The 22,965-nt window shown below is 68.8% G+C and carries 25 protein-coding genes; 16 read left to right on the top strand and 9 right to left on the bottom strand.

The genetic code is table 11. From position 1 onward, the window contains the following. The first annotated feature begins 108 nt into the window (after positions 1–108). From RWS82_RS02065 to RWS82_RS02035, 7 genes are all read left to right on the top strand, one after another. Positions 109–870, top strand: a complete 762-nt coding sequence (locus RWS82_RS02065; RefSeq protein ID WP_400190052.1) for an NUDIX hydrolase — start codon at positions 109–111, stop codon at positions 868–870. After that, positions 867–2,201: a quinolinate synthase NadA gene (gene nadA, locus RWS82_RS02060; protein WP_314646354.1), complete on the top strand. Its 1,335-nt coding sequence runs from the start codon at positions 867–869 to the stop codon at positions 2,199–2,201. The genes RWS82_RS02065 and nadA overlap by 4 nt, the downstream gene beginning before the upstream one ends. Beyond that, positions 2,198–3,691, top strand: coding sequence for an L-aspartate oxidase (nadB, locus tag RWS82_RS02055; protein WP_314646352.1), 1,494 nt, complete (start codon positions 2,198–2,200; stop codon positions 3,689–3,691). Before nadA ends, nadB begins: the two co-directional genes overlap by 4 nt. Continuing rightward, on the top strand, positions 3,691–4,542 hold the full coding sequence (gene nadC, locus RWS82_RS02050) for a carboxylating nicotinate-nucleotide diphosphorylase (protein WP_314646350.1): 852 nt from the start codon (positions 3,691–3,693) through the stop codon (positions 4,540–4,542). The genes nadB and nadC overlap by 1 nt, the downstream gene beginning before the upstream one ends. A 2-nt stretch (positions 4,543–4,544) precedes the next feature. Next, positions 4,545–5,681: a cysteine desulfurase family protein gene (locus RWS82_RS02045; RefSeq protein ID WP_314648154.1), complete on the top strand. Its 1,137-nt coding sequence runs from the start codon at positions 4,545–4,547 to the stop codon at positions 5,679–5,681. Between the two features lie 52 nt (positions 5,682–5,733). Next, complete coding sequence (locus RWS82_RS02040) at positions 5,734–6,681, top strand: glycosyltransferase family 2 protein (RefSeq protein WP_314646347.1); 948 nt, start codon at positions 5,734–5,736, stop codon at positions 6,679–6,681. A gap of 93 nt (positions 6,682–6,774) precedes the next feature. Further along, positions 6,775–7,548 carry an SDR family oxidoreductase gene (locus RWS82_RS02035; RefSeq protein WP_314646344.1) on the top strand — a complete coding sequence of 258 codons (774 nt, stop codon included), beginning with the start codon at positions 6,775–6,777 and terminating at the stop codon, positions 7,546–7,548. Between the two features lie 12 nt (positions 7,549–7,560). On the opposite strand, the gene RWS82_RS02030 is transcribed toward RWS82_RS02035, so the two are convergent. After that, positions 7,561–9,603: an ABC transporter ATP-binding protein gene (locus RWS82_RS02030; RefSeq protein WP_400190066.1), complete on the bottom strand. Its 2,043-nt coding sequence runs from the start codon at positions 9,601–9,603 to the stop codon at positions 7,561–7,563. A gap of 170 nt (positions 9,604–9,773) precedes the next feature. Between RWS82_RS02030 and RWS82_RS02025 the strand changes: the two genes are divergently transcribed. Next, a complete protein-coding gene (locus RWS82_RS02025) occupies positions 9,774–11,249 on the top strand; it encodes an MDR family MFS transporter (RefSeq protein ID WP_314646340.1) in 1,476 nt (491 codons plus the stop codon). Positions 11,250–11,281: 32 nt separating this feature from the next. Here RWS82_RS02025 and RWS82_RS02020 read toward each other — a convergent pair whose 3' ends face one another. Then, the gene (locus RWS82_RS02020; protein ID WP_314646339.1) at positions 11,282–11,440 is read right to left on the bottom strand and encodes a hypothetical protein; all 159 of its coding nucleotides are present in this window, start codon (positions 11,438–11,440) and stop codon (positions 11,282–11,284) included. A gap of 161 nt (positions 11,441–11,601) precedes the next feature. Here RWS82_RS02020 and RWS82_RS02015 point away from each other — a divergent pair, with 161 nt between their 5' ends. Next, a complete protein-coding gene (locus tag RWS82_RS02015) occupies positions 11,602–12,222 on the top strand; it encodes a carboxymuconolactone decarboxylase family protein (protein WP_314646338.1) in 621 nt (206 codons plus the stop codon). Between the two features lie 40 nt (positions 12,223–12,262). Beyond that, positions 12,263–12,865: a 1-acyl-sn-glycerol-3-phosphate acyltransferase gene (locus tag RWS82_RS02010; protein ID WP_314646335.1), complete on the top strand. Its 603-nt coding sequence runs from the start codon at positions 12,263–12,265 to the stop codon at positions 12,863–12,865. On the opposite strand, the gene RWS82_RS02005 is transcribed toward RWS82_RS02010, so the two are convergent. Next, positions 12,844–13,044, bottom strand: coding sequence for a hypothetical protein (locus RWS82_RS02005; RefSeq protein ID WP_314646333.1), 201 nt, complete (start codon positions 13,042–13,044; stop codon positions 12,844–12,846). The two genes, RWS82_RS02010 and RWS82_RS02005, sit on opposite strands and share 22 nt — an antisense overlap. A 67-nt stretch (positions 13,045–13,111) precedes the next feature. Here RWS82_RS02005 and RWS82_RS02000 point away from each other — a divergent pair, with 67 nt between their 5' ends. Then, entirely contained in the window at positions 13,112–13,633 is a 522-nt protein-coding gene (locus RWS82_RS02000; protein ID WP_314646331.1) for a DUF6328 family protein, read from the top strand. 57 nt (positions 13,634–13,690) lie between these two features. On the opposite strand, the gene RWS82_RS01995 is transcribed toward RWS82_RS02000, so the two are convergent. Further along, complete coding sequence (locus tag RWS82_RS01995) at positions 13,691–14,245, bottom strand: DNA starvation/stationary phase protection protein (RefSeq protein ID WP_314646329.1); 555 nt, start codon at positions 14,243–14,245, stop codon at positions 13,691–13,693. A gap of 104 nt (positions 14,246–14,349) precedes the next feature. Between RWS82_RS01995 and RWS82_RS01990 the strand changes: the two genes are divergently transcribed. Then, positions 14,350–14,838, top strand: coding sequence for a GNAT family N-acetyltransferase (locus RWS82_RS01990; protein ID WP_314646327.1), 489 nt, complete (start codon positions 14,350–14,352; stop codon positions 14,836–14,838). Between the two features lie 107 nt (positions 14,839–14,945). Then, positions 14,946–15,245 (top strand): Fe-S cluster assembly protein HesB, encoded by a 300-nt coding sequence (locus RWS82_RS01985; RefSeq protein ID WP_314646325.1) that lies wholly within the window; start codon positions 14,946–14,948, stop codon positions 15,243–15,245. A 60-nt stretch (positions 15,246–15,305) separates the two neighbouring features. Here RWS82_RS01985 and RWS82_RS01980 read toward each other — a convergent pair whose 3' ends face one another. Further along, on the bottom strand, positions 15,306–15,959 hold the full coding sequence (locus RWS82_RS01980) for an alpha/beta hydrolase (protein ID WP_314646322.1): 654 nt from the start codon (positions 15,957–15,959) through the stop codon (positions 15,306–15,308). 153 nt (positions 15,960–16,112) lie between these two features. Here RWS82_RS01980 and RWS82_RS01975 point away from each other — a divergent pair, with 153 nt between their 5' ends. Together RWS82_RS01975 and RWS82_RS01970 are read left to right on the top strand one after the other, a co-directional pair. After that, on the top strand, positions 16,113–16,595 hold the full coding sequence (locus RWS82_RS01975) for a hypothetical protein (RefSeq protein ID WP_314646319.1): 483 nt from the start codon (positions 16,113–16,115) through the stop codon (positions 16,593–16,595). Continuing rightward, positions 16,592–17,569 (top strand): cation transporter, encoded by a 978-nt coding sequence (locus RWS82_RS01970; RefSeq protein ID WP_314646318.1) that lies wholly within the window; start codon positions 16,592–16,594, stop codon positions 17,567–17,569. Before RWS82_RS01975 ends, RWS82_RS01970 begins: the two co-directional genes overlap by 4 nt. 66 nt (positions 17,570–17,635) lie before the next feature. Here RWS82_RS01970 and RWS82_RS01965 read toward each other — a convergent pair whose 3' ends face one another. From RWS82_RS01965 to RWS82_RS01955, 3 genes are all read right to left on the bottom strand, one after another. Then, the gene (locus RWS82_RS01965) at positions 17,636–18,205 is read right to left on the bottom strand and encodes a hypothetical protein (RefSeq protein ID WP_314646316.1); all 570 of its coding nucleotides are present in this window, start codon (positions 18,203–18,205) and stop codon (positions 17,636–17,638) included. 197 nt (positions 18,206–18,402) lie between these two features. Continuing rightward, entirely contained in the window at positions 18,403–18,744 is a 342-nt protein-coding gene (locus tag RWS82_RS01960) for a hypothetical protein (RefSeq protein WP_314646314.1), read from the bottom strand. A gap of 108 nt (positions 18,745–18,852) precedes the next feature. Continuing rightward, positions 18,853–20,277, bottom strand: coding sequence for a hypothetical protein (locus RWS82_RS01955; RefSeq protein ID WP_314646313.1), 1,425 nt, complete (start codon positions 20,275–20,277; stop codon positions 18,853–18,855). Between the two features lie 954 nt (positions 20,278–21,231). Here RWS82_RS01955 and RWS82_RS01950 point away from each other — a divergent pair. Beyond that, positions 21,232–21,741: a hypothetical protein gene (locus tag RWS82_RS01950; protein ID WP_314646310.1), complete on the top strand. Its 510-nt coding sequence runs from the start codon at positions 21,232–21,234 to the stop codon at positions 21,739–21,741. Positions 21,742–21,796: 55 nt separating this feature from the next. Here RWS82_RS01950 and ychF read toward each other — a convergent pair whose 3' ends face one another. Then, on the bottom strand, positions 21,797–22,870 hold the full coding sequence (gene ychF / locus RWS82_RS01945; RefSeq protein WP_314646309.1) for a redox-regulated ATPase YchF: 1,074 nt from the start codon (positions 22,868–22,870) through the stop codon (positions 21,797–21,799). Positions 22,871–22,965: the final 95 nt, after the last annotated feature.

Raw genomic sequence — 22,965 nt, 5'->3', positions numbered from 1 at the left:
TCCCGTCGCACTTTCTGTCGCACGACTCCGCCCCCAGCGACAGAAAGTGCGACGGGAGCGGTGGATGAGGGAGGGGTGAGCCGGGGCTGTCGAGGGAGGGCTCGACTTATGGTCAGAAGGACACTAAGATCGAGCGCGGAGGTTAAGGTGCCGAAGACCCGAAGTGAAGCCATCCGCGTGGCGGGATCCACCGTGATCCTCACCCTGCGCCCATCGGGCGACGGGGCGCCCCGGCTGGCCATCCCTCTCGTGCACCGCACGCGCGAGCCCTTCGCCGACCGATGGGCGCTGCCCGGGGGCTGGATCGCCACCGACGAATCGCCGATCGACACCGCCGCCCGCACGCTCGCCGAGACCACGGGCCTCGCACCCTCGTATCTCGAACAGCTCTACGCCTTCGGCGCCGTCGACCGCTCCCCCACGCGCGTGATCTCCATCGTGTACTGGGCCCTGCTGCGGCAGGACGACGTGGTCGCGCAGAGCGCCGCGCACGTCGCCGCGGGCCGGGCGCCCGAGAACGTCGAGTGGTTCGACATCGACGCGCTGCCGGCGCTGGCCTTCGACCACGCCGACATCATCGAGTACGCGCTCTGGCGCCTGCGCAACAAGGTCGGCTACAGCCGCGTCGCGCACGGCTTCCTGCCGTCGGAGTTCACCCTGTCCGACCTGCGAGAGGCCTACGAGGCCATCCTCGGCAGACACCTCGACCCCGCCAATTTCCGACGGCAGGTGGAGGCCGCCGGAAACCTCATCCCCACCGACCGCTTCCGCACGGGCAGCCACCGGCCCGCCCGCCTCTACCGCGACAACACCGACGTCGAGCTGGCCGCCCGCGGCCCCCTCGGTCCCGCAGAAACGAGCATCCGATGAGCATCGCCTTCCTCCCCACCCCCGGCGGCCGTCCGCTCGACGGCTCGGTCGACCACGCCATCCAGGACATCGTCGCCGGGCGCTCGACCGACGCCACCTGCACGACCGACCTCGCCGCCGGCCCATGGGACTTCGACATCCGCCCCGGCTACGGCCCCGGGTCGTCGATGGGCGACGTCATCCCCACCGGCGCCCCGCGCCAGGGCGAGCTCCCGGTCGCGTACCGCGAGGCCTCGGAGGAGGAGCTGGATGCCCGCATCCGCGCGGCCAAGCAGGTGCTCGGCGACCGGGTCGTCGTGCTCGGGCACTTCTACCAGCGCGAGGAGGTCGTGCGTCACGCCGACTACGTGGGCGACTCGTTCCAGCTCGCCACGGCCGCGAAGGGGCGGCCCGATGCCGAGGCCATCGTCTTCTGCGGCGTTCACTTCATGGCCGAGACGGCCGACCTGCTGTCGGGGCCGGAACAGGCCGTGATCCTGCCCAATCTGGCTGCCGGATGCTCCATGGCCGACATGGCCGACATCGATCAGGTCGAGGAGTGCTGGGAGCAGCTCGCCGATGCCCTCGGCCCCCTCGACGTCGCCGACGACGAGGGCCTGGTGCCGGTGATCCCCGTCACGTACATGAACTCCTCCGCGGCGATCAAGGGGTTCGTGGGACGGCACGGCGGCATCGTGTGCACGTCGTCGAACGCGCAGACCGTTCTGGAGTGGGCGTTCGCGCGCGGGCGCCGCGTGCTGTTCTTCCCCGACCAGCACCTCGGACGCAACACCGCGAAGGCGATGGGCGTGCCTCTCGAACGCATGCCGATGTGGAATCCGCGACGTCCGTGGGGCGGATCGTCGCCCACCGAGCTCGTCGACGCGCGCGTCATCCTCTGGCACGGATTCTGCTCGGTGCACCGCCGGTTCACGGTCGGGCAGATCGATCAGGCCCGCGCGGAGCACCCGGGTGTGCGCGTCATCGTGCACCCCGAGTGCCCGATGGAGGTCGTCGACGCAGCCGATGAGGCCGGATCGACCGACTACATCCGTCGGGCCATCGACGCCGCCAGCGAACCCACCACGTTCGCGATCGGCACCGAGATCAACCTCGTCAAGCGGTTGGCCGCGCAGTACCCGCAGCACGAGATCTTCTGCCTCGACCAGGTCGTGTGCCCGTGCTCGACGATGTACCGCATCCACCCCGGGTACCTCGCCTGGGTGCTGGAGGAGCTGGTCGCCGGTCGAACGCCGAACCGAATCACGGTGCCGGCCGATGTCGCCGACCCCGCCCGTGTGTCGCTCGAGCGCATGCTGGCCGCGAAGCCCCCGGCACCGGTCGGCCGATGAGGATCATCGTCGCGGGCACCGGCATCGCGGGACTCACCGCGGCGCTGCACGCGCAGGAGCGCGGGCACGATGTCACCGTCGTCACCAAGGGCGCCTCCGGCGACGGATGCACGCGGTACGCGCAGGGCGGCATCGCAGGGGTCCGCGGCCCCGGCGACTCCGCCGCGCAGCACGCCGCAGACACGATCGCCGCCGGTGCCGGTCTCGCCGACCCCGCCGCAGTGGAGACGCTGGTGCGGAGCGCCGACGCCGCACTCGCCGATCTGATCGCGCGCGGTGTGGCCTTCGATCGGGATGCCTCGGGGCAGCTGCTCCGCGGTCGGGAGGCCGCGCACCGCCACGCGCGCATCGCCCATGCGGGTGGCGACGCGACGGGTGCCGAGATCTCGCGCGCCCTGACCGACGCGGTCCGTCGCGCGGGCATCCGGGTAGTGGAGCGAACGATGCTCGTCGACCTCCACGAGGATGCCGGTGCCGTGCGCGGCGTGCGGTTGCTGCGCGACGGCAAGTACGACGATCTCGACGCCGACGCCGTGGTGCTCGCCACGGGGGGCGCCGGTCGGCTCTTCTCCCGCACGACGAATCCGGAGGGGACGACGGGCGACGGCATTGCCGCTGCTCTGCGTGCAGGAGCACGGGTCTCCGACCTCGAGTTCGTGCAGTTCCATCCGACGGTGCTCGCCGGAGGAGACCCCTTCCTCCTCTCCGAGGCCGTGCGCGGCGAGGGCGCGACGCTGCTCGACGAGACCGGCCGACGGTTCTGCCTCGACGTGCACCCCGACGGCGAGCTCGCCCCTCGTGACGTCGTCGCGCAGGCGATCGCCCGTCAGTGCGCGCTGCAGGGGTCGCCCGTGCTGCTCGACGCGACGATGCTCGGGGCGAGGACTCTCGCCCGCCGCTTCCCGACGATCGACCGCGTCACGCGCGAGCGCGGCTTCGACTGGTCGCGCGAGCCGCTGCCCGTGACCCCGGCCGCGCACTACCTCATGGGCGGCGTCGACACCGACCTCGACGGACGCACGTCGATCCCCGGTCTGTTCGCCGGCGGCGAGGTCGCCCGCACGGGCGTGCACGGCGCGAACCGCCTCGCTTCCAACTCCCTGCTCGAAGGCGCCGTGTTCGGGGCGAGGGTCGCCCGCGCCATGACGGAACCGTGGCCGGTGGGCGCCATGCAGGCGAGCGCAGCCGCGGGGAGCCCCGCCTCCGAGCACCTGCCCCTCAGCACCGCTGCGGCACCTCCCGCGTTCTCCCGTGCCGCTCTGCAAGAACTCATGAGCGCTCACGTCGGCCTGCTCCGCAGCGATGCGGGCCTCGCGCATGCCCGGCAGACGCTGCACGCCTGGGCCGCGACCCCGCTCCCCCTCTCCACCCTCGCCGACCACGAGAACGCGAACCTCCTCCTGGTCGCCCAGGCGACCGCCTCCGCCGCCGCGGCACGCACCGACTCCGTCGGCGCCCACGTGCGCGAACCCGCCCTGATCGGAGTCTGATGCTCACCCCCGTCACCATCCACCGCGTCGTCGGAGCGGCCCTCGAGGAAGATGCCCCCTGGGGCGATCTCACGAGCGAGGCACTCATCCCCGCGGATGCCATCGCCACCGCCGACCTCGTCGCACGCGAGGCCGGGGTGCTGAGCGGAGGCAGCGTGTTCACGGCGGCTTTCGCCCTCACCGACCCCGGGGTCGCCGTCGACGTCCACGTGGGCGACGGTGACGAGTTCGCACCCGGCGACGTGCTCGCGTCGGTCTCGGGGCCGGCGCGGAGCATCCTGACCGCCGAACGCGTGGCGCTCAACTTCACGCAGCGCATGAGCGGCATCGCCACCCTCACCGCCGCGTACGTGCGCGCCGTCGCCGGGTCGGCGGCCCGCATCGCCGACACCCGCAAGACCACTCCCGGCCTGCGGGCCTTCGAGCGCCACGCCGTCGCCTCGGGCGGCGGCAGCAACCACCGCTTCTCCCTGTCCGACGCCGTCATGGCGAAGGACAATCACCTCGCCGTGCTCACCCGCTCCGGCGTCGACACCGCAACCGCACTGCGCGCGGCGATCGCGCGGTTGCCGCACACCGCCCACGTCGTCGTCGAGGTCGACCGGCTCGATCAGATCCCGGCCGTGCTCGACGGGGGCGCGCACACCGTGCTGCTCGACAACTTCTCGCTCGACGACCTGCGTGCCGGGGTCGCCCTGATCGGCGGACGGGCGACGGTCGAGGCATCGGGCGGCGTCGACCTCGACACCGTCGGCGCGATCGCGGCGACGGGTGTCGACGTCATCTCGGTCGGTGCTCTCACCCACTCCGCCCGTGCGCTCGATCTCGGACTCGACCTGCGGATCGCTTGACGGTGCTCTACCTCGACCACGCCGCCACCTCGCCCGTGCGCCCGGAGGTGCGGGCCGCCATGGAGCCGTTCCTCGCCGTGACGTTCGGCAACCCGTCGAGCCGACACACCGCGGGCGAGGCTGCAGCACTCGCCCTCGCCGACGCACGCCGGCGGGTCGCCCGCGTGCTCGGCATGCGCGCGGGCGACATCGTGTTCACGAGCGGCGGCACCGAGGCCAACAACCTCGCCATCAAGGGCATCGCGCTGGCGGCTCTGGAGCGCGGCGCCCGGCACCTGGTCGTCTCGCCGATCGAGCACGAGTCCATCCTCGAGTCGGTCGCGTTCCTGCGGCGCTTCCACGGCGTCGAGGTGACCGTTCTACCCGTCGACCGTCACGGCCGCATCGCACCGCAGTCGGTCGTCGACGCGGCGCGCGACGACACGGCCCTCGTGAGCTTCGGGCACGCCAACAACGAGATCGGGACCGTTCAGGATGCTCCGGCGCTGATCGCCGCCGCTCACGCCGCCGGGACCGTGGTGCACCTCGATGCCGTGCAGTCGGCGGGCTGGTTGCCCCTCGCCGGCCTCGACACCGACGCCGTCTCGATCGCCGGTCACAAACTCGGCGCGCCGAAGGGCATTGGCGTGCTCGCCGTGCGTGGGCGGGTACCCCTCGAGCCGCTGCTCCACGGCGGTGGACAGGAGCGCGGTCGACGCTCCGGCACCGAGAACGTCGCGGGCGCGGTGGCCCTCGCCACCGCCCTCGAGCTCGCCGAGGCGGAACGCGACGCGACGAGCGTTCGAGTGGGCGCCGCCACGCGGCGCTTCATCGACGCGGTGCTCGGCGCGGTGCCCCGAGCCGAACTCACCGGCGATCCGACGCACCGTCTCCCCTGCACGGCGAGCTTCACGTTCGCCGGCACGAGCGGCGAGGCGGTGCTGCTCGAACTCGAGCGCCGCGGCGTGATCTCGTCGAGCGGGTCGGCATGCGCCGCAGGCAGCGACGAGCCGTCGCCCGTGCTCGTCGCCTGCGGCATCGATCCGGTCGTCGCCCAGACCTCCGTGCGCTTCACGTTCGGTCGCGACGTGCTTTCCGACGACGCGCCCGAGAGACTCGCCGCGCTCGTCGCGGAGGCCGTGCGCGCGGTCGCTTCCTGATCCGACACCCCTCGGCGACGATCGCCGCGGAACCCCGCCCTAGAATCGCAGGGTGAGCGCCCCCGACCCGATCGTGACGATGATCGTGCCGGGGCGTGACGTGGCGGCGTTCGCCCCCGCGGCCATCGCGTCGCTGCAGGCGCAGACCGAGCCCGGCTGGCGTGCGATCCTCGTCGACGACGGATCGGTCGACGCGACGTCCGACATCTTCCTGGCCGCCGCGTCCGACGACCCGCGGTTCCAGGTGGTGCGCCACGACCGGGCGAGGGGGCTGGGCGCCGCGCGCAACGCGGGCCTCGAACGCGTCGACACTCCGTTCCTGGGATTCCTCGACGCCGATGACGAGCTCGCGCCGACCGCGCTCGACCGCATGACGACCACGCTGCGCGAGACCGGGAGCGACTTCGTGGCCGGCGCGTACGTGCGGTCCCGCCTGCGGGGAGACGCTTACGTCGCGGGTCGCGTTCAGCCCTGGGTCGCCGCCGCGACGGCCCCGGAGCGTCGGCGCACGACGCTCGAGGAGCATCCGGATGCCTCCGCCAACATCGTCGCCTGGTCGAAGGTGAGCCGCACGGCGTTCTGGACCGACCTGCGATTCCCCGAGGGCGTCGCCTACGAGGACCAGGTCGTCGCGCAGCTCATGTACACCCGGGCGCACGCGTTCGACGTCATCCCCGACGTCGTCGTGGAGTGGCGACTCCGTGCCGACGGCACATCGATCACGCAGGGCAAGGCTCGGGTGGAGGTGCTCGTCGACTACCTCGCGGCGCTGCGCGGCGGCATCGCCGTTCTCCGCGACGCCGGGGCGCACGCCGCAGTCGCCGCGCGCCTGTCACTGATCCTGACGATGGACCTCCCGTCGTTGCACGAGATCGCCGCCGAGCATCCCGACCCCGCGTACGCGGCCGCTCTCGACGCCTTCGTCGCCGACCTCCGGGCGCTCCCCGAGTACGCCGACGCCCGCCTCGACCCCTCGCTCACCGCCGGTCTGGCCTGGTGATCCGGCGCCGCCCGACTGCGCGCCCCCCTCGACCCGGCACAGCCCCCGCCCCACCCACGCCCCTTCCATTAGGCGCAGAACCCTCGGAGACGCATGACCACCTACCTCGACAGCCTGTTCTCGCTGCAGGGGCGCACGGCGCTCATCACCGGAGGCAGCTCCGGCATCGGCCGTGGCATCGCCACGGCCCTCGCCGGTGCCGGCGCATCCACCGTGATCCTCGCCCGCGGGGAGGATCGGGTGTCGGCGACGGTCGATGAGATCCGATCCGCCGGCGGCAGCGCCGCCGGGGTCGTCGGCGACCTCGGCAGTCGCTCCGGCATCCACGCGGCGGCCGAGGCCGCTGCGGCACCGTTCGGCGAGCCCGACATCGTCGTGCACTCGGCCGGCATCAACATCCGCCCGCCGATGGCCGACATCAGCGAGGAGGACTGGGACGCCACCATGACCGTGAACGCCCTGGCGCCGTTCCTGCTCGGGCGCCGCTTCGCACCGGGCATGGCGGAGCGCGGCTACGGCCGGTTGATCCATATCAGCTCGCAGCAGGCGCACCGCGCCTTCGCCTCCAGCGGGGTCTACGGCGCGTCGAAGGGAGCCGTCGAGTCGCTCATGCGGTCCGAGGCGGAGGCGTGGGGAGGTACCGGCGTCACCAGCAACACGCTGGTGCCCGGCTTCGTGCTCACGCCCCTCAACGCCCGGCTGCAGAAGGACCCGGCGGTCGTCGCGGGGCTCGCGGCACGCACCATGATCGGCCGTAACGGCCTGCCGGAGGACTTCGCCGGCGCTGCCGTGTTCTTGGCGGGGCCCGGGTCGGCGTACGTCACGGGTCACTCGCTCTTCGTCGACGGAGGGCTCTCGGCGCACTGAGCGCGCGAACGGTCACCGAACGGGAAGCCCTCCCCCGTCCTCGGCGCGCGGGCTGGGGACCACACCGAGGGACGCCGTCAGCACCTCGACCGCATCCGTCGAGACGGCGTCGTCGGGTGAGCGGTCGGCGCGACGCTCGGGAAGCGCGGCGCCCACTCCGCCGGTGACGCGCTGCTCGACCACGGCCTCGGTCACGAGCACGCGAGACGCGGCGACCTGCTGCGCCGCGAGCTCGGCGTAGAGGCCTCCGCGATCGAGCAGCTCGGCGTGGGTGCCGGACTCGACGATCCGCCCCGCCTCGAGCACGTGGATGACATCGGCACCCATGACGGTCGAGAGCCGGTGCGCGATCGAGATGGTGGTGCGCCCCTTCGCCGCCTCGTCGAGCGCCTCCTGCACGACGCGCTCCGAGACGGTGTCGAGCGCCGAGGTCGCCTCATCGAGCAGCAGAACCGGCGGATCCTTGAGCAGCACGCGGGCGATCGCGATGCGCTGCTTCTCACCGCCCGAGAGGCGGTAACCGCGCTCGCCCACGACGGTGTCGTACCCCTTCTCGAACCCCGCGATGATGTGATGGATGTTCGCCGCGGTGCACGCCTGCACGAGCTCGGCCTCGGTGGCATCCGGCTTGGCGTAGAGCAGGTTCTCGCGGATCGTCGCGTGGAACAGGTATGTCTCCTGCGAGACGATGCCCACATCGTCGATGATCGACTCCTGCGTGAGCGTGCGCACGTCGGCGCCCGCGAAGAGCACGGCGCCGCCCGCGGCCTCGTAGAGGCGGGGAGCCAGGTAGAGCACCGTGGTCTTGCCCGCACCCGACGGCCCGACGAACGCCACGTGCGCGCCGGGTTCCGCGACGAACGACACTCCGTCGAGGGTGGGCCGGGCGTCGTCCGCGGCATCCGGATACCGGAAGACGACGTCGCGGAACTCCACCCGCCCGCGCGGCCCCGGTGCGGCGGCGACCCGGATGGCGTCGGGCGCGTCCTGGATCTCGGGCACCAGATCGAGGTACTCGAAGATGCGGGCGAAGAGCGCCGACGAGGTCTGCAGGTCGAGCGACACGCGCATCAGGCCCATGAGCGGCTGCAGCAACCGCGCCTGCACGGTCGTGAACGCGACGACCGTGCCCGCGGTGATCGCCCCGCTGCCTCCGGCGATGAGGTAGCCCGAGACGAGGTAGATCACCGCGGGGACGCTCGCCATGATCACCTGCACGACGGCGAAGAAGCCCTGTCCGCTCATCGCCCGGCGCACCTGCAGCACGACCTGGTTGCGGTTCTCGGCCTGGTAGCGCTGCGATTCGGTGCGCTGCCGGTTGAAGGCCTTCGAGAGCAGCATGCCCGAGACGCTCAACGTCTCCTGTGTGATCGAGGTCAGCTCCGAGAGCGACTCCTGCGTCTCGCCGGCGATACGTGCGCGCACCTGCCCGACCTTGCGCTGCACCACCACCAGGAAGGGCATGAGCACGACCGCGATGAGGGTGAGGCGCCAGTCGATGAGGATCATCGCGACGAGCGAGGCGACGACGGTGACGGTGTTGCCGAGGATGCTCGTCACCGTGTTGGTGAGCACGCCGGACACCCCGCCGACGTCGTTCTGCAGGCGCGATTGGATGACACCGGTCTTGGTGCGGGTGAAGAAACCCAGCTCCATCGCCTGCAGGTGTTCGAACAGGCGCACGCGCAGATCTCCGGTCACGCTGTTGCCGACGGTGGAGGTGAGCCACGTCTGCACCACGCCGAGCGCGGCCGAACCGAGGAAGAGCGCGATCATCGCCCCCACGAGCCACGCGAGCAGTCGAAGGTCGGGACCGCCGCCGTCGGTGGGAAACAGCGCGTCGTCGAACACCCGCTGCACGATCAGGGGAGGGATTACCGCGACGCCGGCGCCGACCACCACGAGGATGCCGGTGAGGAGGATGCGCCACCGGTAGGGCCGGAACAGCGCGATCACACGCCGCCCCAGGCCGTCGATGCGCGGCGCCTCGGCGTTCATGCGCTTCTGCGCCTCTTCATCGACCCCGCGGAAACCGCCGGGGTGCCGTCCGCCCATACTCATCCCGTCAGCGTATCCAGGCCCGGGGACACCGAGGGTCGGGAGCATCCGTCGGACCGATATCCCGCGACTCGGGAATGGAATGTCGGATGCTGTGGTTACGCTGAGTGGCCTGACTGGTCCTCGCGCACTCGCGCACTCTCCTCTTCTCGTGCCCTGGAGGCCGTATGTCCGCCGTCGACACCGGGTCGATCCCGACCCGCACCACCGCCGACGGAGCGATCGCCCGCTCCGACATGCGCGTCATCTGGCTGCTGCTGGTCGCCGCGTTCGTGGCGATCCTCAACGAGACCACCATGGGCATCGCCATCCCGCACCTCAACGAAGACCTGGGCATCCCGCCGGAGCTCGGGCAGTGGCTGACGAGCGCGTTCATGCTGACGATGGCGGTCGTCATCCCCACCACCGGGTTCATCCTGCAGCGCTTCACCACGCGTCAGGTGTTCATCGCGGCGATGATCTCGTTCTCGCTCGGTACCCTCGTCTCGCTCGTGGCCCCCGGTTTCGCGGTGCTGCTGGTCGGCCGCGTCATCCAGGCGGTCGGTACGGGCATCATGATGCCCCTGCTCATGACGACGATCATGAACGTCGTGCCCCCGCAGTCCCGCGGGCGCATGATGGGTCGCGTCGGCATGGTCATCTCGCTCGCCCCTGCGACCGGTCCCGTGCTGGCCGGCGCGGTGCTCGAGGTCGCCAACTGGCGCGCCCTCTTCGCGATCATCCTCCCGATCGCCCTCGTGGCCCTCGGCATGGGCGCGCGATGGATGACGAACCTCGGCGAGACCCGCCGCCTGCCCCTCGACGTGCTCTCCATCCCGCTCGCGGCGCTCGGCTTCGGCGGCGTCGTGTTCGGCATCAGCCAGCTGGGCGGCGAGGGTGCGGGCTCCGGTCCCGCCGCGGGCGCGACGGCTCTGGCCGTCGGCGTCGTCTCGCTCGCGCTCTTCGTCTGGCGTCAGCTGGTGCTGCAGCGCGCCGATGATGCACTCCTCGACCTGCGCGTCTTCCGTTCCACCAACTTCACCCTCTCGGTGATCATCATGTCGATCCTCGCGCTGTCGATGTTCGGCACCCTCACCCTCCTCCCCCAGTACCTGCAGAACGTCGTCGGCCTCGAGTCGTTCAGCGCAGGTCTGATCCTGCTCCCCGGCTCGATCATGATGGGTCTGCTCGGTCCGCTCATGGGGCGCATCTACGACGCGCGCGGTACTCGTCCGCTCCTCATCCCGGGCACGATCCTCGTGTCGGCGGCCCTGTTCTTCTACTCCACGGTGGGCGAGCAGACGCAGTGGTGGGTGCTCGTGATCGTGCAGGCCGTGATGTCGGTCGGCCTCGCGATGTCGTTCACGCCGCTGTTCTCCGCCTCGCTCGGCTCCCTGGAGCGACCTCTGTACTCGCACGGCTCGGCGGTGCTCAACACCATGCAGCAGGTGGCCGGCGCCGCGGGTGTCGCTGTGCTGCTCGTCACCTACTCCGCGATCCTGCACTCGGGCGAGGCCGAGGGGTTGTCGACCGCGGTCGCCGGTGCGCCGGGTGCGCGCATGGCGTTCCTCATCGCAGCGATCATCTCGCTCGCGGCCGTGGCACTGAGCGCGTTCGTGCGGAAGCCCGCCGAAGACGCAGCCGGTTTCCACGGGGGTCACTGACCCCGATCACCGGGCGAGCGGCGTCTGACGACCTACGGCTTCTTCGCGGCCGGCAGGCGGCAGACGCCGCCGCTGCAATACCCGGCGGTCTCGTCGTCGGCGTCTCCGCGAAGGAGGTCGAGGGTACCGGGCAACGGTCGGAGCCCGCGGGGCGCCTCCGGCTCACTGGCGTGTGCCTGCTGATCGGTCATCCCTCGATCGTACGCCTGTCCGACAGCACGGGCGTCGCTCCCGCAGAGCCATCCGCGCGGCACGGAAAGGGGTGTCGGCGCCCCTCCGGCGGGCGTAGCGTTCGCAGTGACGCCGGGCCACCTCCCTCGTCGCGCCCGACGCGTCGACCAAGGAGCGCACCATGATCATCACTCCCCCGGATGCGGCATCCGTCTCGGGTCGCGCCGCCGAGATGTACGCCGCCGACATCGCAGACGACGGCTTCGTCTTCGCGCACACGCAGGCGATGGCTGTGAACCCCGAGGCGTACGCCGCGTTCGAAGAGCTCGTGCACGCCGTGGTTCCCTCGATCGGCGTGCGGGTCTACGAGGCGGCGACCCTCGGAGCGGCGCGGGCGATCGGTTCGACGCACTGCCTGCTCGCGCACGCGCGACGCGCACTCCGCGCCGGAGTGGTCGACGAGGCGGGGATCGCCGCGTTCGCGGCGCACGACGACCGCGGATTCGGGGCGGCCGAGCAGGCGGTGATCCGGTTCGCCGAACGGCTGTCGACATCGCCGCGCTCGATGACGGATGCGGATTCGGAGGCCCTGCGAGCGCACGGCTTCTCCGACCGCCAGATCGTCGACATCGCCCTCGCGGCGGCGGCCCGCAACCTGTTCAGCCGCACGCTGCAGTCCCTCGCGGTTCCCGTCGACGCGACGCCGGGGCTGCCCCCGGGGATCGCCGCAGCGCTGATCCGCCTCGCGGGCGAGGCCGACGGCACGGACTCGGAGCACACCGAGCCCGGAGACGCCGTCTGACCGACAGCGGATCGACAGCCGCGCCCCCTACGGTGGAGGAATGCTGAAGAGATCGATCGCCCGGGTGTTCTGGGCCGTCAGCCGCTGGACCCTGGTGGGCCAGCGCGCCGTGCCGACCCGTCCGACGATCCTCATCGGTGCCCCGCACACCTCCAACTGGGACTTCGTCCTCATGCTCGGTATCGCGTGGAGGCTCGGCATCGACGTGCACTGGCTCGGGAAGAAGAGCCTGTTCCGCGGGTGGCGCGGTCCGGTGATGCGCGCGCTGGGCGGCGTGGCGGTCGACCGCGACGACCCGGGCAGGGTGGTCGCGGAGGTCGTCGGCCAGGTGCACTCCGGAAAAGTCTTCGGTCTCGTCATCACGCCGGACGGCACCCGCGGCGGCAACGATTACTGGAAGTCGGGCTTCTACCGCATCTCCCGCGAGACCGGCATGCCGCTGACCCTCGGGTTCGTCGATCGGACGACGATGACCACCGGACTCGGGCCGACGATCGAGACGACCGGCGACGTCCGCGCCGACATGGATCGCATCCGCTCGTTCTACGCCGACAAGGCGGGCGCCCGGCCCGAGCGACGCACCGAGCCGCGTCTGCGCGACGAGGACCCGGTGGTCGACGGTCAGTCGACCTCTTCGACCTGAGTCCGCGCGTATTCGAGGTCCTCGGTCGACAGCTCCTCCCGCATGCCGACGACCGCGCCGGTGATCTCGCGGATCTCCTCGCGCACGTCGTCACCGAGATGCGGCGCCTTCTCGAGCAGCTCGTGGCGCGCGTCGACGGACAGATGCGGCCACCAGTCGTGGATGGGAGGAAGGGTCATGAGAACGTCTCCTGGGGTCGGGGCGGGTCGGCTGGACAGGGGTGTCGGCGCGCATCAGACTGAGCGCATGAGTGTGGAGATGGCCGACGCGGGGCATGACGACCGCGCCGACGGACGCGACGAGACCCCGAACGAGCGGGCCGATCGCAACTGGGACGAGCTGCTCCAGGAGCTGCGCGTGATGCAGACCGGCACGCAGATCCTCACCGGCTTCCTTCTGGCGGTCGCCTTCCAACCGCGGTTCACCGACATGGATGAGCTGCAGCGCGACGTGTACGTCGTGCTGGTCGCTCTCGCCGCGGTGGCGACGATCCTGGCGCTGGCACCCGTAGGCATGCACCGGGCGTTCTTCGGCCGTCGACGCAAGCCCGATCTCGTGCGGATCGCGGCGCGCATCGTGCGCATCGACCTCGTCGTCATCGGCGCCCTGACGATCGGCGTCACGACGCTCATCGTCGACTTCACCGTCGACCGGACCGCCGGCCTGATCGCGCTCGTCGCGTCGCTGGTGATGGTGGTGGCGCTCTGGCTGGTGCTTCCGCACGTGACCCGCGGCGCAGCACGGCCGGGGTCGGTCCCGAAGGACTGACCCCGGCCGGGCAATCGCGCGTCGCTCCCCGTACGCGCGATCATGCGGGTGCTCCCTTCAGCTCCCCGCAGGCTCCCGGTTCTCGGCGCTCACCATCCAGGCGAACTGCTCGAGCCGCTCGATGACCGCGTGCAGCAGGTCTGCCGACGTCGGGTCCTCTTCGTCGACCGCGTCGTGCACATCGCGCAAGGTGCCGACTGTCGCCTCGAGCCGCTCGGTGATGAGGTCGATCGTGTCGGTCGTCGAGACCTCTCCCGAGGGGAATTCGGGCAGCGTGGTGCTGGCGGCGATGGTGTCGCTGCGGCCATCGGGCACGGCGTGCAGCGCGCGCATCCGCTCGGCGATGGTGTCGCTGAAGGTGCGTGCCTCGTCGATGATCTCGTCGAGCTGGCGGTGCGTGTCGCGGAAGTTGCGCCCCACGACGTTCCAGTGAGCCTGCTTGCCCTGCAGTGCCAGTTCGAGCAGGTCGACGAGAACGGCCTGCAGGTTGCCCGCGAGTTCGGGCGATGCCGTGAAGCCCTTCTCAGCGTTCTGGGGTCGGGTGGTCTTGGCGCCCGCCTTCGCGGTAGCGCCCTTCGATCCGGTGGTCTTCGACGTGGTCTTGGTAGCCATAGTGATGTCCTCCTGGCGACGACCGTAGCGACGCTCCGACCCGGGATTCGAGGGGGTTGACATGCCCACCCCCGACCCCCGAACGTGTGACCGGAAGGAGAACGATGACCCCCTCTGAAACCCCCGACCATCCCGCGATCGACATCGCCCCCCTCAGCGAGGACGACGCCGGCGAGGTGCTGACGATCCAGCGTGCGGCCTTCGTCTCAGAGGCGCAGATCTACGGCAGCGCCGACATGCCCCCGCTCACGCAGACGCTCGACGAGATGCGAGCAGAACTGCGGATGGGCGCGGGCCTCGGTGCCCGCGTCGACGGGCGTCTGGTCGGCGCGATCCGGTTCCGTGAGGACGGCGATCTGCTGCTCATCGGACGGATCGCGATCGCGCCGGACATGCAGGGCGAAGGCATCGGGCGCGCGCTGCTCGAGGCCGCCGAGCAGCGTTCATCGGCGACGACGGCGGAACTCTTCACCGGCAGCCTGAGCGAGGCGAACATCCGCCTGTACACCAGCTGCGGCTACGAGGAGAGCGAGCGTGTGCCCGATGGGGACGGCACCGCTCAGGTGTTCCTGAGAAAGCTGTTGGCCAGGTGAGAGGTTCCTCCGAGGCGGCGCGTCGGGGTTGCTCCCTGCGCGCCGCTTCGGAATCGTAGCCGGGACATGTCGCGACCGCGTCATGCCTCGAACGGAAGGAGAGTCTTGTGCTCACCCTCACCGACAACGCCTCCGCGATCGTCACGACCCTCGTGAGTCGCCAGAGCGAAACCCCGGATGCCGGTCTGCGCATCCACTCCACCGAGGCCCAGGGCCCGAGCGGAGAGGCACGTCTCGCCGTGCTCGTCACGAACGACCCCGAACCGCAGGACCAGGTCGTCGAGGTGTCCGGCACACGCCTGTTCCTCGATGAGACGGCCGCGGCCGCACTCGACGACAAGGTGCTCGACGCCGGCGTCGACGACGCCGGGGCGGTGTCCTTCGCCGTCTCGGCTCAGGTCGCCTGACGCGGATTTCCGGATGCCGCGGCCCGTCTCGGGTCGCGGCATCCGTGCGTTCAGGGGGGATCAGTCCCAGTCGAGGTAGTCCTCGATGGCCCACGACGTGGCACCCATGTGCGTGAACGGGAACAGGTAGCCTCCGCCCTCGACGCGCACGACGCTGACCCGGTCGGGCGCGGCTTCCTGCAGCTTCTCGCCGTTCTCGACGGGCGCGATGGGATCTTCGGTGCCCTGCACGACCAGCACCGGCAGGCCCTCCGCGAGCGGCGCGGGCGTCTCCCAGGCCGCCGCCTGAAGGGCGTCGACCTCGGCGTCGCGCGACGGGGCGGGCAGTGCGGCGAGCGCCTCGGCCGACGGACCGGTCTCGTCGACGCCGAGCAGCAGTACGCCGTTCACACGGTCGTGGTGGTCGAGCGCGACGACGCGCGCCACGGCGCCACCGAAGGCGTGACCTCCGACCCAGGCATCCGAGATCGAGAGATGGCTCATCACGTCGACGACGTCTTGGGCGAGGTCGTGCATCGTCACCGCCTGGTCCGACGGGCGGCGCGAGCCGATGCTCACCACCCGGAAGTCCTCCTCCGATACCGAGTGCGAGAGCAGCTCGAGGTAGGTGACGTTCAGACCGTGTCCGGCGATGAGGATGAGAGCGGGTCCGTCACCTTCCACGGTGTAGGGGATCGCGCGTCCGTCGGGCTCGAAGGTCTGAATGTCAGCCATGGTTCGGCAGTCTCCTTGAGGTGAGGTGGGCCTCACCCAGCGTACCCAACCGCGCGAGCGCCGACGGATCCCGGCCTCTCGCCTGGCTAGCCAGAACTCTATGCCGGGTCAATCTCCTTCCCCGGCCATGCGACGCGCGGCAGGATGACGATCATGAGCACGAGTCGAACGTTGCGCGCTGCGGCGGGTGCCGCGACCGTCGCAATTGCGATGACCCTCGCCGGCTGCGGCCTGTCGGTGCCGACCGACCCCGACGGCACGCTGGAATCCGTGCGCGGCGGTGAGTTGCGCGTCGGGGTGTCGCCGGACGGCGCGCTCGTCGAGCTGCATGGCGGCGAACCGTCCGGCAGCGTCATCGATCTCGTCGAAGGGTTCGCTGACGAGATCGATGCGTCACCCGAGTTCACCGTGGCGACCGAGGAGACGCTGGTGCGGATGCTGGAGGACGACGAGCTCGATCTGGTCGCCGGGGGCTTCACGTCCGACACGCCCTGGGTCGAGAAGGCCGGCGTCTCGCGGGGGTATTCGGGCGACGAGGGGGCGGAAGGACGGGACATCGTGATGCTCGTGCCCCTCGGTGAGAACGCGTTCCTCTCGACGCTCGAGCGGTACCTCGACGAGGAGGTGGGCCCATGAACGTCACCCATGAGTTCGGACGCACCGACCTTCCCGACGAGCAAGCGCGCGCCCTGCGCCGGGCCGTGAAGTGGGAGTGGTTCACGATCGCCTACACCAGCATTACCATCGCGGTGATTGCGCTCGTGGTGGGGAACTCGCAGGCGATGCGCACCGCCTGGATCGAGGACATGCTGTCGCTCATCCCCCAGATCGCCTTCCTCGTGGCACTGATCTTCGTGCGCCGTCGGCCGACGCGCACGCATCCGTACGGTCTGCATCGCGCCATGGGAATCGGGCACCTCGTCGCGGGCGTGGCCCTCGCCGCGGTCGGGCTGAACCTCGCCCGCGAGTCGATCGTCGGGCTCGTCACCGGCGAGCATCCGACGATCGGCACGGTGCAGCTGTTCGGTCAGACCGTCTGGCTCGGGTGGCTCATGATCGCCGTGATGGCCGTCGTGATCGTCGGACCGATCTTCTTCTACGGCCCGGCGAAGGCGAAGCTCGCCCCAGTGCTGCACAACAAGCTGCTGTACGCCGACGCCGACATGGCCAAGGCGGACTGGCAGACCACAGTGGCCTCGATTGTCGGCGTGCTCGGCGTGGGTCTGGGCGTGTGGTGGCTCGATGGCGCCGCCGCCCTGTTCATCTCGCTCGGCATCATCTGGGACGGGTTCACGAACACGAAGACCGCCGTCATCGACCTGATGGACCAGCGGGCGCGCACACACGACAGCCGCTCGCCCGATCCTCTGGCCCGGGAGATCGTCTCGTATCTGCGCAGCCGTCCCTGGGTGGCGGATGCGGCGGTCCGGGTGCGCGATCAGGGCCAGGTGTTCCACGTCGAAGCCTTCGTGGTGCCGCACCGCTCGAAGGTGGCGCTGGCACGCCTCAGCGAGGCATCGGAGGGCATTGCGGACCTGGATTGGAAGGTGCAGGACGTCGTCGTATCGCCGGTGGAGAAACTGCCGGACGAGGCCGACCCCGGGCGCTGACCGCGCGGCCCGCGCTCGCGTGCCGCGGCACCACCGCTCCGATATGGCGAGGGGTGCTGCGCGTCGTCAGCCGAGGACGAGGGCGGCGGCCGCAGCGAGCGCACCGACGACGATCACCGCCAGCGCCGGGCCGATGAGCACCTCCGCCGCACTCATCGAACCGGGAACGCGCCGACGCGCCTGAGCCGCGCTCAGCGCTTCCTCGATCTCGATGATCGGCACGCCGCGCGAGCGCAGCGCATCCACGACCTGATAGTCGGGCGTCGAGAACGCATCGATGACCCCAAATTTCCCTTGGAGCACGACGCGACGCACGAGGGGGCCGGAGACCCTGGAGGGAAGGATGAGCCCGGCGAGGATCACGACCTCGCGGACAGCGGCGACGTCGACGACCCGTCGACCGAAGGCGCGCCGGATCACGAGCTCGTCACCGCTGACGCGCGCCTTCACGAACCGCCGGAAGTACAGCAGCCCGGAGATGAGCAGCACTGCAGCCACCAACGTCAGCGCAACGGGGAGACCGCTCGACGGCGAGAAGCGGCCGGCAACATGCCAGGCGATGCCCGCCCAGACCGCGCAGACGACCATGGCGCCCAGCGTGCTGGCGAGGAAGACGCGAGCCGCGGTGATCGACATCGTGTCCCTTCGAGCTGCGACGGGATCGCCCGGGGCCGTCAGTTGTTGAAGCGGAACTCCACGACGTCCCGCCGCCGAACAACATCAATCTGTGTTTGAACTGACGTCGAACTGCTGCTGCTGTGTCGCCCTGTCATATCGACCAGCAGCGCTCACGAGCTGTCGCGGAGCGCTGAACGTCTGCCCCGCTTCGTCCGCTAAGCGCGACGACGGCGATCCACGTACAGTGTTCCACTCAATTCGCCCTCTGACAGCAGGGTCGAACTCAGAAGTACCGGGGCCTGATCACCTTCGACTTCGCTGGGCATGCCGGTTCCCGGAAACTCGTGGCTATCGGTGACGGTCTTCGACACTTCGTTCCATTCGGAACTAATCGAGTTATCGAGGGTCATGTCCGCATGCCCAGGACCCGATCCAACGAGCCATCGAAGTTCCACTCGAACTAGATCCCGATGCCCGACGTCTTCGAAGGTTTCCTTGCTCCACTGTTGCTCACGCGGCCCGCGAGTCCAGACCACTACCTGCTTTTTATCCGCCATGTCGGCGACTCTCGCATGAACCATCGCTTTGAGGTCGCGACCCGCCGCAACTTGGGAACTTGAATTTTAAGCATGCGAGCCCCTATCTGATCCGCTTACTACACCTGTTCACTGCCCATCAGGCCGCTGGCGGGGACGTGCATTCTGACCGTCAGCTACCACCACGTCTCCGCGCGCAATCCGTAGATCGACGGGGCGCACGCGATCCAGTAACTGAGCCATGAGCTGCTCGGACGCCTCTCGGTTCAAGTTCGACGCAACCCAAATTGCCGCTTCGCCTCCTAGTGCGATCTTCTTCGCCCTGGCGCCAGGGGGAAGGTCAGGCTCTGACGCGATCAATCCTGGAGTGAGAACTGTACCGACCCCGCGCGCCTGCGCGAGTAGTTGTGCCACCGCGCGAAGTGCACCAACCGCAGTGTAGGGCCCCGCCTCAAGCTCTGTCGGGCGCGCCTCTCCGAGCAGCAAGTATGTCCTGTACCGAGTCTTTCCTCGCAAACGGTCGTAGCGCCACTCGAGCTGCAGTGCTCGGTGTTTGCCATATCCGGTGTGCTGGGTCCTGTTGATGTAGTCCTGCCCGAAGTGCGCGAGAAGTTCGTCGTCCAAGCGCCGCACCCGAGTGACAGGCACACCTGACTGCATCAGGGCGCGCACCTGGTCGCTGTCGACATCTTCCAAGGCCGCTTCCAGTGCCTCGACGGTATCTATTCCGGTAGCTCGCACAAGTTCGATCCCGAAAGCAACTCCGTTATCATTCCCGTCAGCGTCATTCGGGAACCGCGACTCCATGAATTGCGAGAGCGTGGCTTCGTCCAGGGCGGTTGAAACGACCTCCCCCGACCCGGGGTCTGGTTCGCCGCGCGTCTCTATGTGAGTGCTTTCAATATCTACGGTCGGTCGCGCAAGAATTCGATCAATTGCTACGAACGTTTCATCGAGCGCTCGACGAGCATCCGACGCGGCCCCGAAGAGCTGATCTATTGTGCCTTGGTCCTGCTCGCTGATCGCGTTGTACTGGGCGCCCTTGTACCGCCTTGCGTGCTCGAATTCCGCCCACGCGTGTCCGGCGACTGTGCGGATTTGAATCTCGAGCCCTCCGAACGTCGTGAAGTACCGCTCGAGCTCACCACCAGAGACCACCCAATCAGAGTCGTACTCGTCTGTTTCCCCCGAAACGACGATGTGTAGGCAGTCGTATCCGCGCAGGTGCGGTGGCTTTTCCTCTCCGGGGTTCCGATCCTCCCCCGGGAGGACAGCGAATCGGGAACGGATCAGTTCTCTGGCTCTGTCCCGATCGGTGTTCGAGTAGGTGATGATACGGATCGCGACGATGTCCGTAATCTCCCCGATCGGGTTGGAGTATCGTTTTGCGCGTTGTTTTCTCTGAAACGAGGCTATTGATTTCGCCCTTGCGGACACGTCGTGCGGCTCGACGCCGGACTCGGCCAGCAAACGCAGAACGTAGCTCTCGACCTCACTGGCCGCACGCGGCAGCCAATCCCAGTTCGTGTAATCCACGCCGTCGATACTGCTCATACCGTCCCCCCGGCTCCCGGCGCCAGCAACTTAGCGGCGCTCTCACCGTATCGGACTTGCCCGGTCAATCGTTGCGCAGAGTGGGGCCACCTCGCCGCAAGAACGGGCGCCCGCTCGCTTGTCGGCACTACCGAACCTATGGCTCGCCCGCGCGACTTGAAAGTCGTCGCACTGGAGTGACGCGGAGTTGACGGCGTGGATGCAGCGACGGCGTCGGGTTAGCCTGCCTGACTCTGCGACGACAGCTCTCATTGTTGTAGCGGAACTCCACCGAGTCGGGTCGCGGATCGACGTCTCGGGATGCCGTTTCCCCTCCGCGACGTCGTAAACGGCTCGGAGCTCCGGCAGCCTCCGCGCGACGCGGAGATCATTGCGGTCCACTCCGAAAAAGTGCTCGATCCGTCACTTGGCACGAGGGTGGAGTTCGTGGTCACGCTCGACCTCGCCATCAGGGCAAGCGGACGTCACGCGCGCATGCTAGCGAACATCGGCAGCGTCAGTTGTCGAAGCGGAACTCCACGACGTCACGTTGCCGATGCGCATGATGAAACCACTGCCCAAAGCCGTGAATCAACGCGCAAGACAGCTTCGCCGTCGCTTGATCGTTCATCACGAATTCTCCGTTCCGCAGTCGGCGAAACCAGACGGCGACATGTGTGTTAGTGTTCCAACGCGCTGATGGTCCAACTGGCTAAGGCGGCAGCCTTCATCCGCCTTTCGGCTTCTTAGAGCTGCAGAAAGCAGTCAGCTACTCGCAGTCGCGAATACGCGCTAGTGACATCTCTCGCATGGATTACGGACTTGGTCGACGTTTACAGAAAAAGGCTGCAAGACATTCCCTCTGTAATGACTCCGGCTGAGTCAACCCGTATAAACCGAATGGACGGTCGCGCTAATAGGCTGGCCGAGGTTGCTAAGACCCTGCGTCTGCCTAGTAACGATCAAAATCTTTCGATGCTGCTGTTCGCCACCCGGTGGCGAAATTCTATCGTTCACTCCGATGCCGACCACAGAGTTGGCAGTCATGTGAAAGCGAGCCTGCTGGCACTCAGGCCCGAAATATCTGATGCTCATCGCGGCCTCGATATAGAGCGGGCAATCACATCCTTTCAGGACGGGAATGCGCCAACTTTCAAGGAGGTAGCCTCTTTCATCGCGGCCGCACAGCGACTGGTCGAGTCAATGGACATGAGAGCGATCGCAGCAATGGACCTGCAGGTGTATGCGGACCAACAACTCCGCGAACACTTCACTTCAGCTTTCGAGACAAACAGCCAGGTATTCTCGCAATTTTGGCCCGGGAATCCAAAGAAGACCAGACAGAGGCTCGAGACCTTACTGATCCAACTCGGTTTCACGAAGGAAAACGCTACCGCCCACCTGAATGGCGACTATCTAGATCTCGTGGCGGAGTACTCTGCGAGAGACGCTCGGGAACGCTTCCTAGACGTAGCCGACACATAACTTTCTCGCAGCACCCGCTACCGGCAGGAACAGCCGTGTCTACAAAGCGGCCTGCTCAGTTGTTGAAGCGGAACTCCACGACGTCGCCGTCCTGCATGACGTAGTCCTTGCCCTCGAGGCGCGCCTTGCCCTTCGCGCGGGCCTCGACCACCGAACCGGTGGCGACGAGGTCGTCGAACGACACGATCTCGGCCTTGATGAAGCCCTTCTCGAAGTCGGTGTGGATGACGCCGGCGGCCTGCGGCGCCTTGGCGCCCTTCGGGATGGTCCAGGCGCGCGCCTCCTTCGGCCCGGCCGTGAGGTAGGTCTGCAGGCCGAGGGTGTCGAAGCCGATGCGGGCGAGCTGGTCGAGGCCCGACTCGTCCTGACCGGTCGCGGCGAGCAGCTCGGCGGCATCCTCCGGATCGAGGTCGATGAGCTCCGACTCGATCTTCGCGTCGAGGAAGATCGCCTGTGCCGGCGCGACGAGAGCGGCGAGCTCGGCCTTGCGCGCGTCGTCGGTGAGCACAGCCTCGTCGACGTTGAAGACGAAGATGACGGGCTTCACGGTGAGAAGTCCCAGCTCGCGGATCGGCGAGAGGTCGAGGCCGCTCGTCGAGAGCAGTACACCGCGCTCGAGCGCATCCTTCGCGGCGTTCGCGGCTTCGAGCACCGACGGGTCGATCTTCTTGCCGCGCACTTCCTTCTCGTAGCGCGAGATCGCCTTCTCGACGGTCTGGAGGTCGGCGAGCATGAGCTCCGCGTTGATGGTCTCCATGTCGGATGCCGGGTTCACCGCACCCTCGACGTGCACGACGTCGTCATCGGCGAAGCCGCGGACGACCTGCGCGATCGCGTCGGCCTCGCGGATGTTCGCGAGGAACTGGTTGCCGAGCCCTTCTCCCTCACTGGCACCGCGGACGATACCGGCGATGTCGACGAACGACACGGTCGCCGGGAGGATGCGCTCGCTGCCGAAGATCTCGGCCAGCTTGTCGAGCCGCGCGTCGGGGAGGCTCACCACGCCGACGTTGGGCTCGATCGTCGCGAACGGGTAGTTCGCCGCGAGCACGTCGTTCTTGGTCAGAGCATTGAAGAGGGTGGACTTGCCGACGTTGGGCAGGCCGACGATGCCGATAGTGAGAGCCACGGGTGTCGAGTCTACCGGGCGGGGCCGTACCCCGTGCCCGCTGCGGCCGCAGCGCCGGGCGGCGGCCGCTGCTGGCACGGGAGTCGGCGGCGGAT

The organism is uncultured Microbacterium sp., from assembly GCF_963528945.1.
Classification (GTDB): domain Bacteria; phylum Actinomycetota; class Actinomycetes; order Actinomycetales; family Microbacteriaceae; genus Microbacterium.
The sequence above is the reverse complement of the archived record's forward strand: the minus strand, read 5'-3'. Positions and strand labels throughout refer to the sequence as shown.

What these genes read in the sequence shown, in the direction of transcription:
- RWS82_RS02025 (WP_314646340.1), top strand. Translation starts at nt 9,774, where the DNA reads ATGTCCGCCGTCGACACCGGGTCGATCCCGACCCGCACCACCGCCGAC.
- RWS82_RS01980 (WP_314646322.1), bottom strand. Translation starts at nt 15,959, where the DNA reads ATGGCTGACATTCAGACCTTCGAGCCCGACGGACGCGCGATCCCCTAC.
- RWS82_RS01950 (WP_314646310.1), top strand. Translation starts at nt 21,232, where the DNA reads ATGCTGCTGTTCGCCACCCGGTGGCGAAATTCTATCGTTCACTCCGAT.
- RWS82_RS01965 (WP_314646316.1), bottom strand. Translation starts at nt 18,205, where the DNA reads ATGTCGATCACCGCGGCTCGCGTCTTCCTCGCCAGCACGCTGGGCGCC.
- RWS82_RS01990 (WP_314646327.1), top strand. Translation starts at nt 14,350, where the DNA reads ATGACCCCCTCTGAAACCCCCGACCATCCCGCGATCGACATCGCCCCC.
- RWS82_RS01955 (WP_314646313.1), bottom strand. Translation starts at nt 20,277, where the DNA reads ATGAGCAGTATCGACGGCGTGGATTACACGAACTGGGATTGGCTGCCG.
- RWS82_RS01995 (WP_314646329.1), bottom strand. Translation starts at nt 14,245, where the DNA reads ATGGCTACCAAGACCACGTCGAAGACCACCGGATCGAAGGGCGCTACC.
- RWS82_RS01975 (WP_314646319.1), top strand. Translation starts at nt 16,113, where the DNA reads ATGAGCACGAGTCGAACGTTGCGCGCTGCGGCGGGTGCCGCGACCGTC.
- RWS82_RS02010 (WP_314646335.1), top strand. Translation starts at nt 12,263, where the DNA reads ATGCTGAAGAGATCGATCGCCCGGGTGTTCTGGGCCGTCAGCCGCTGG.
- RWS82_RS02000 (WP_314646331.1), top strand. Translation starts at nt 13,112, where the DNA reads ATGAGTGTGGAGATGGCCGACGCGGGGCATGACGACCGCGCCGACGGA.
- RWS82_RS02065 (WP_400190052.1), top strand. Translation starts at nt 109, where the DNA reads ATGGTCAGAAGGACACTAAGATCGAGCGCGGAGGTTAAGGTGCCGAAG.
- RWS82_RS02030 (WP_400190066.1), bottom strand. Translation starts at nt 9,603, where the DNA reads ATGGGCGGACGGCACCCCGGCGGTTTCCGCGGGGTCGATGAAGAGGCG.
- RWS82_RS01960 (WP_314646314.1), bottom strand. Translation starts at nt 18,744, where the DNA reads ATGGCGGATAAAAAGCAGGTAGTGGTCTGGACTCGCGGGCCGCGTGAG.
- nadA (WP_314646354.1), top strand. Translation starts at nt 867, where the DNA reads ATGAGCATCGCCTTCCTCCCCACCCCCGGCGGCCGTCCGCTCGACGGC.
- RWS82_RS02035 (WP_314646344.1), top strand. Translation starts at nt 6,775, where the DNA reads ATGACCACCTACCTCGACAGCCTGTTCTCGCTGCAGGGGCGCACGGCG.
- RWS82_RS02020 (WP_314646339.1), bottom strand. Translation starts at nt 11,440, where the DNA reads ATGACCGATCAGCAGGCACACGCCAGTGAGCCGGAGGCGCCCCGCGGG.
- nadB (WP_314646352.1), top strand. Translation starts at nt 2,198, where the DNA reads ATGAGGATCATCGTCGCGGGCACCGGCATCGCGGGACTCACCGCGGCG.
- nadC (WP_314646350.1), top strand. Translation starts at nt 3,691, where the DNA reads ATGCTCACCCCCGTCACCATCCACCGCGTCGTCGGAGCGGCCCTCGAG.
- RWS82_RS02015 (WP_314646338.1), top strand. Translation starts at nt 11,602, where the DNA reads ATGATCATCACTCCCCCGGATGCGGCATCCGTCTCGGGTCGCGCCGCC.
- RWS82_RS01970 (WP_314646318.1), top strand. Translation starts at nt 16,592, where the DNA reads ATGAACGTCACCCATGAGTTCGGACGCACCGACCTTCCCGACGAGCAA.
- RWS82_RS02005 (WP_314646333.1), bottom strand. Translation starts at nt 13,044, where the DNA reads ATGACCCTTCCTCCCATCCACGACTGGTGGCCGCATCTGTCCGTCGAC.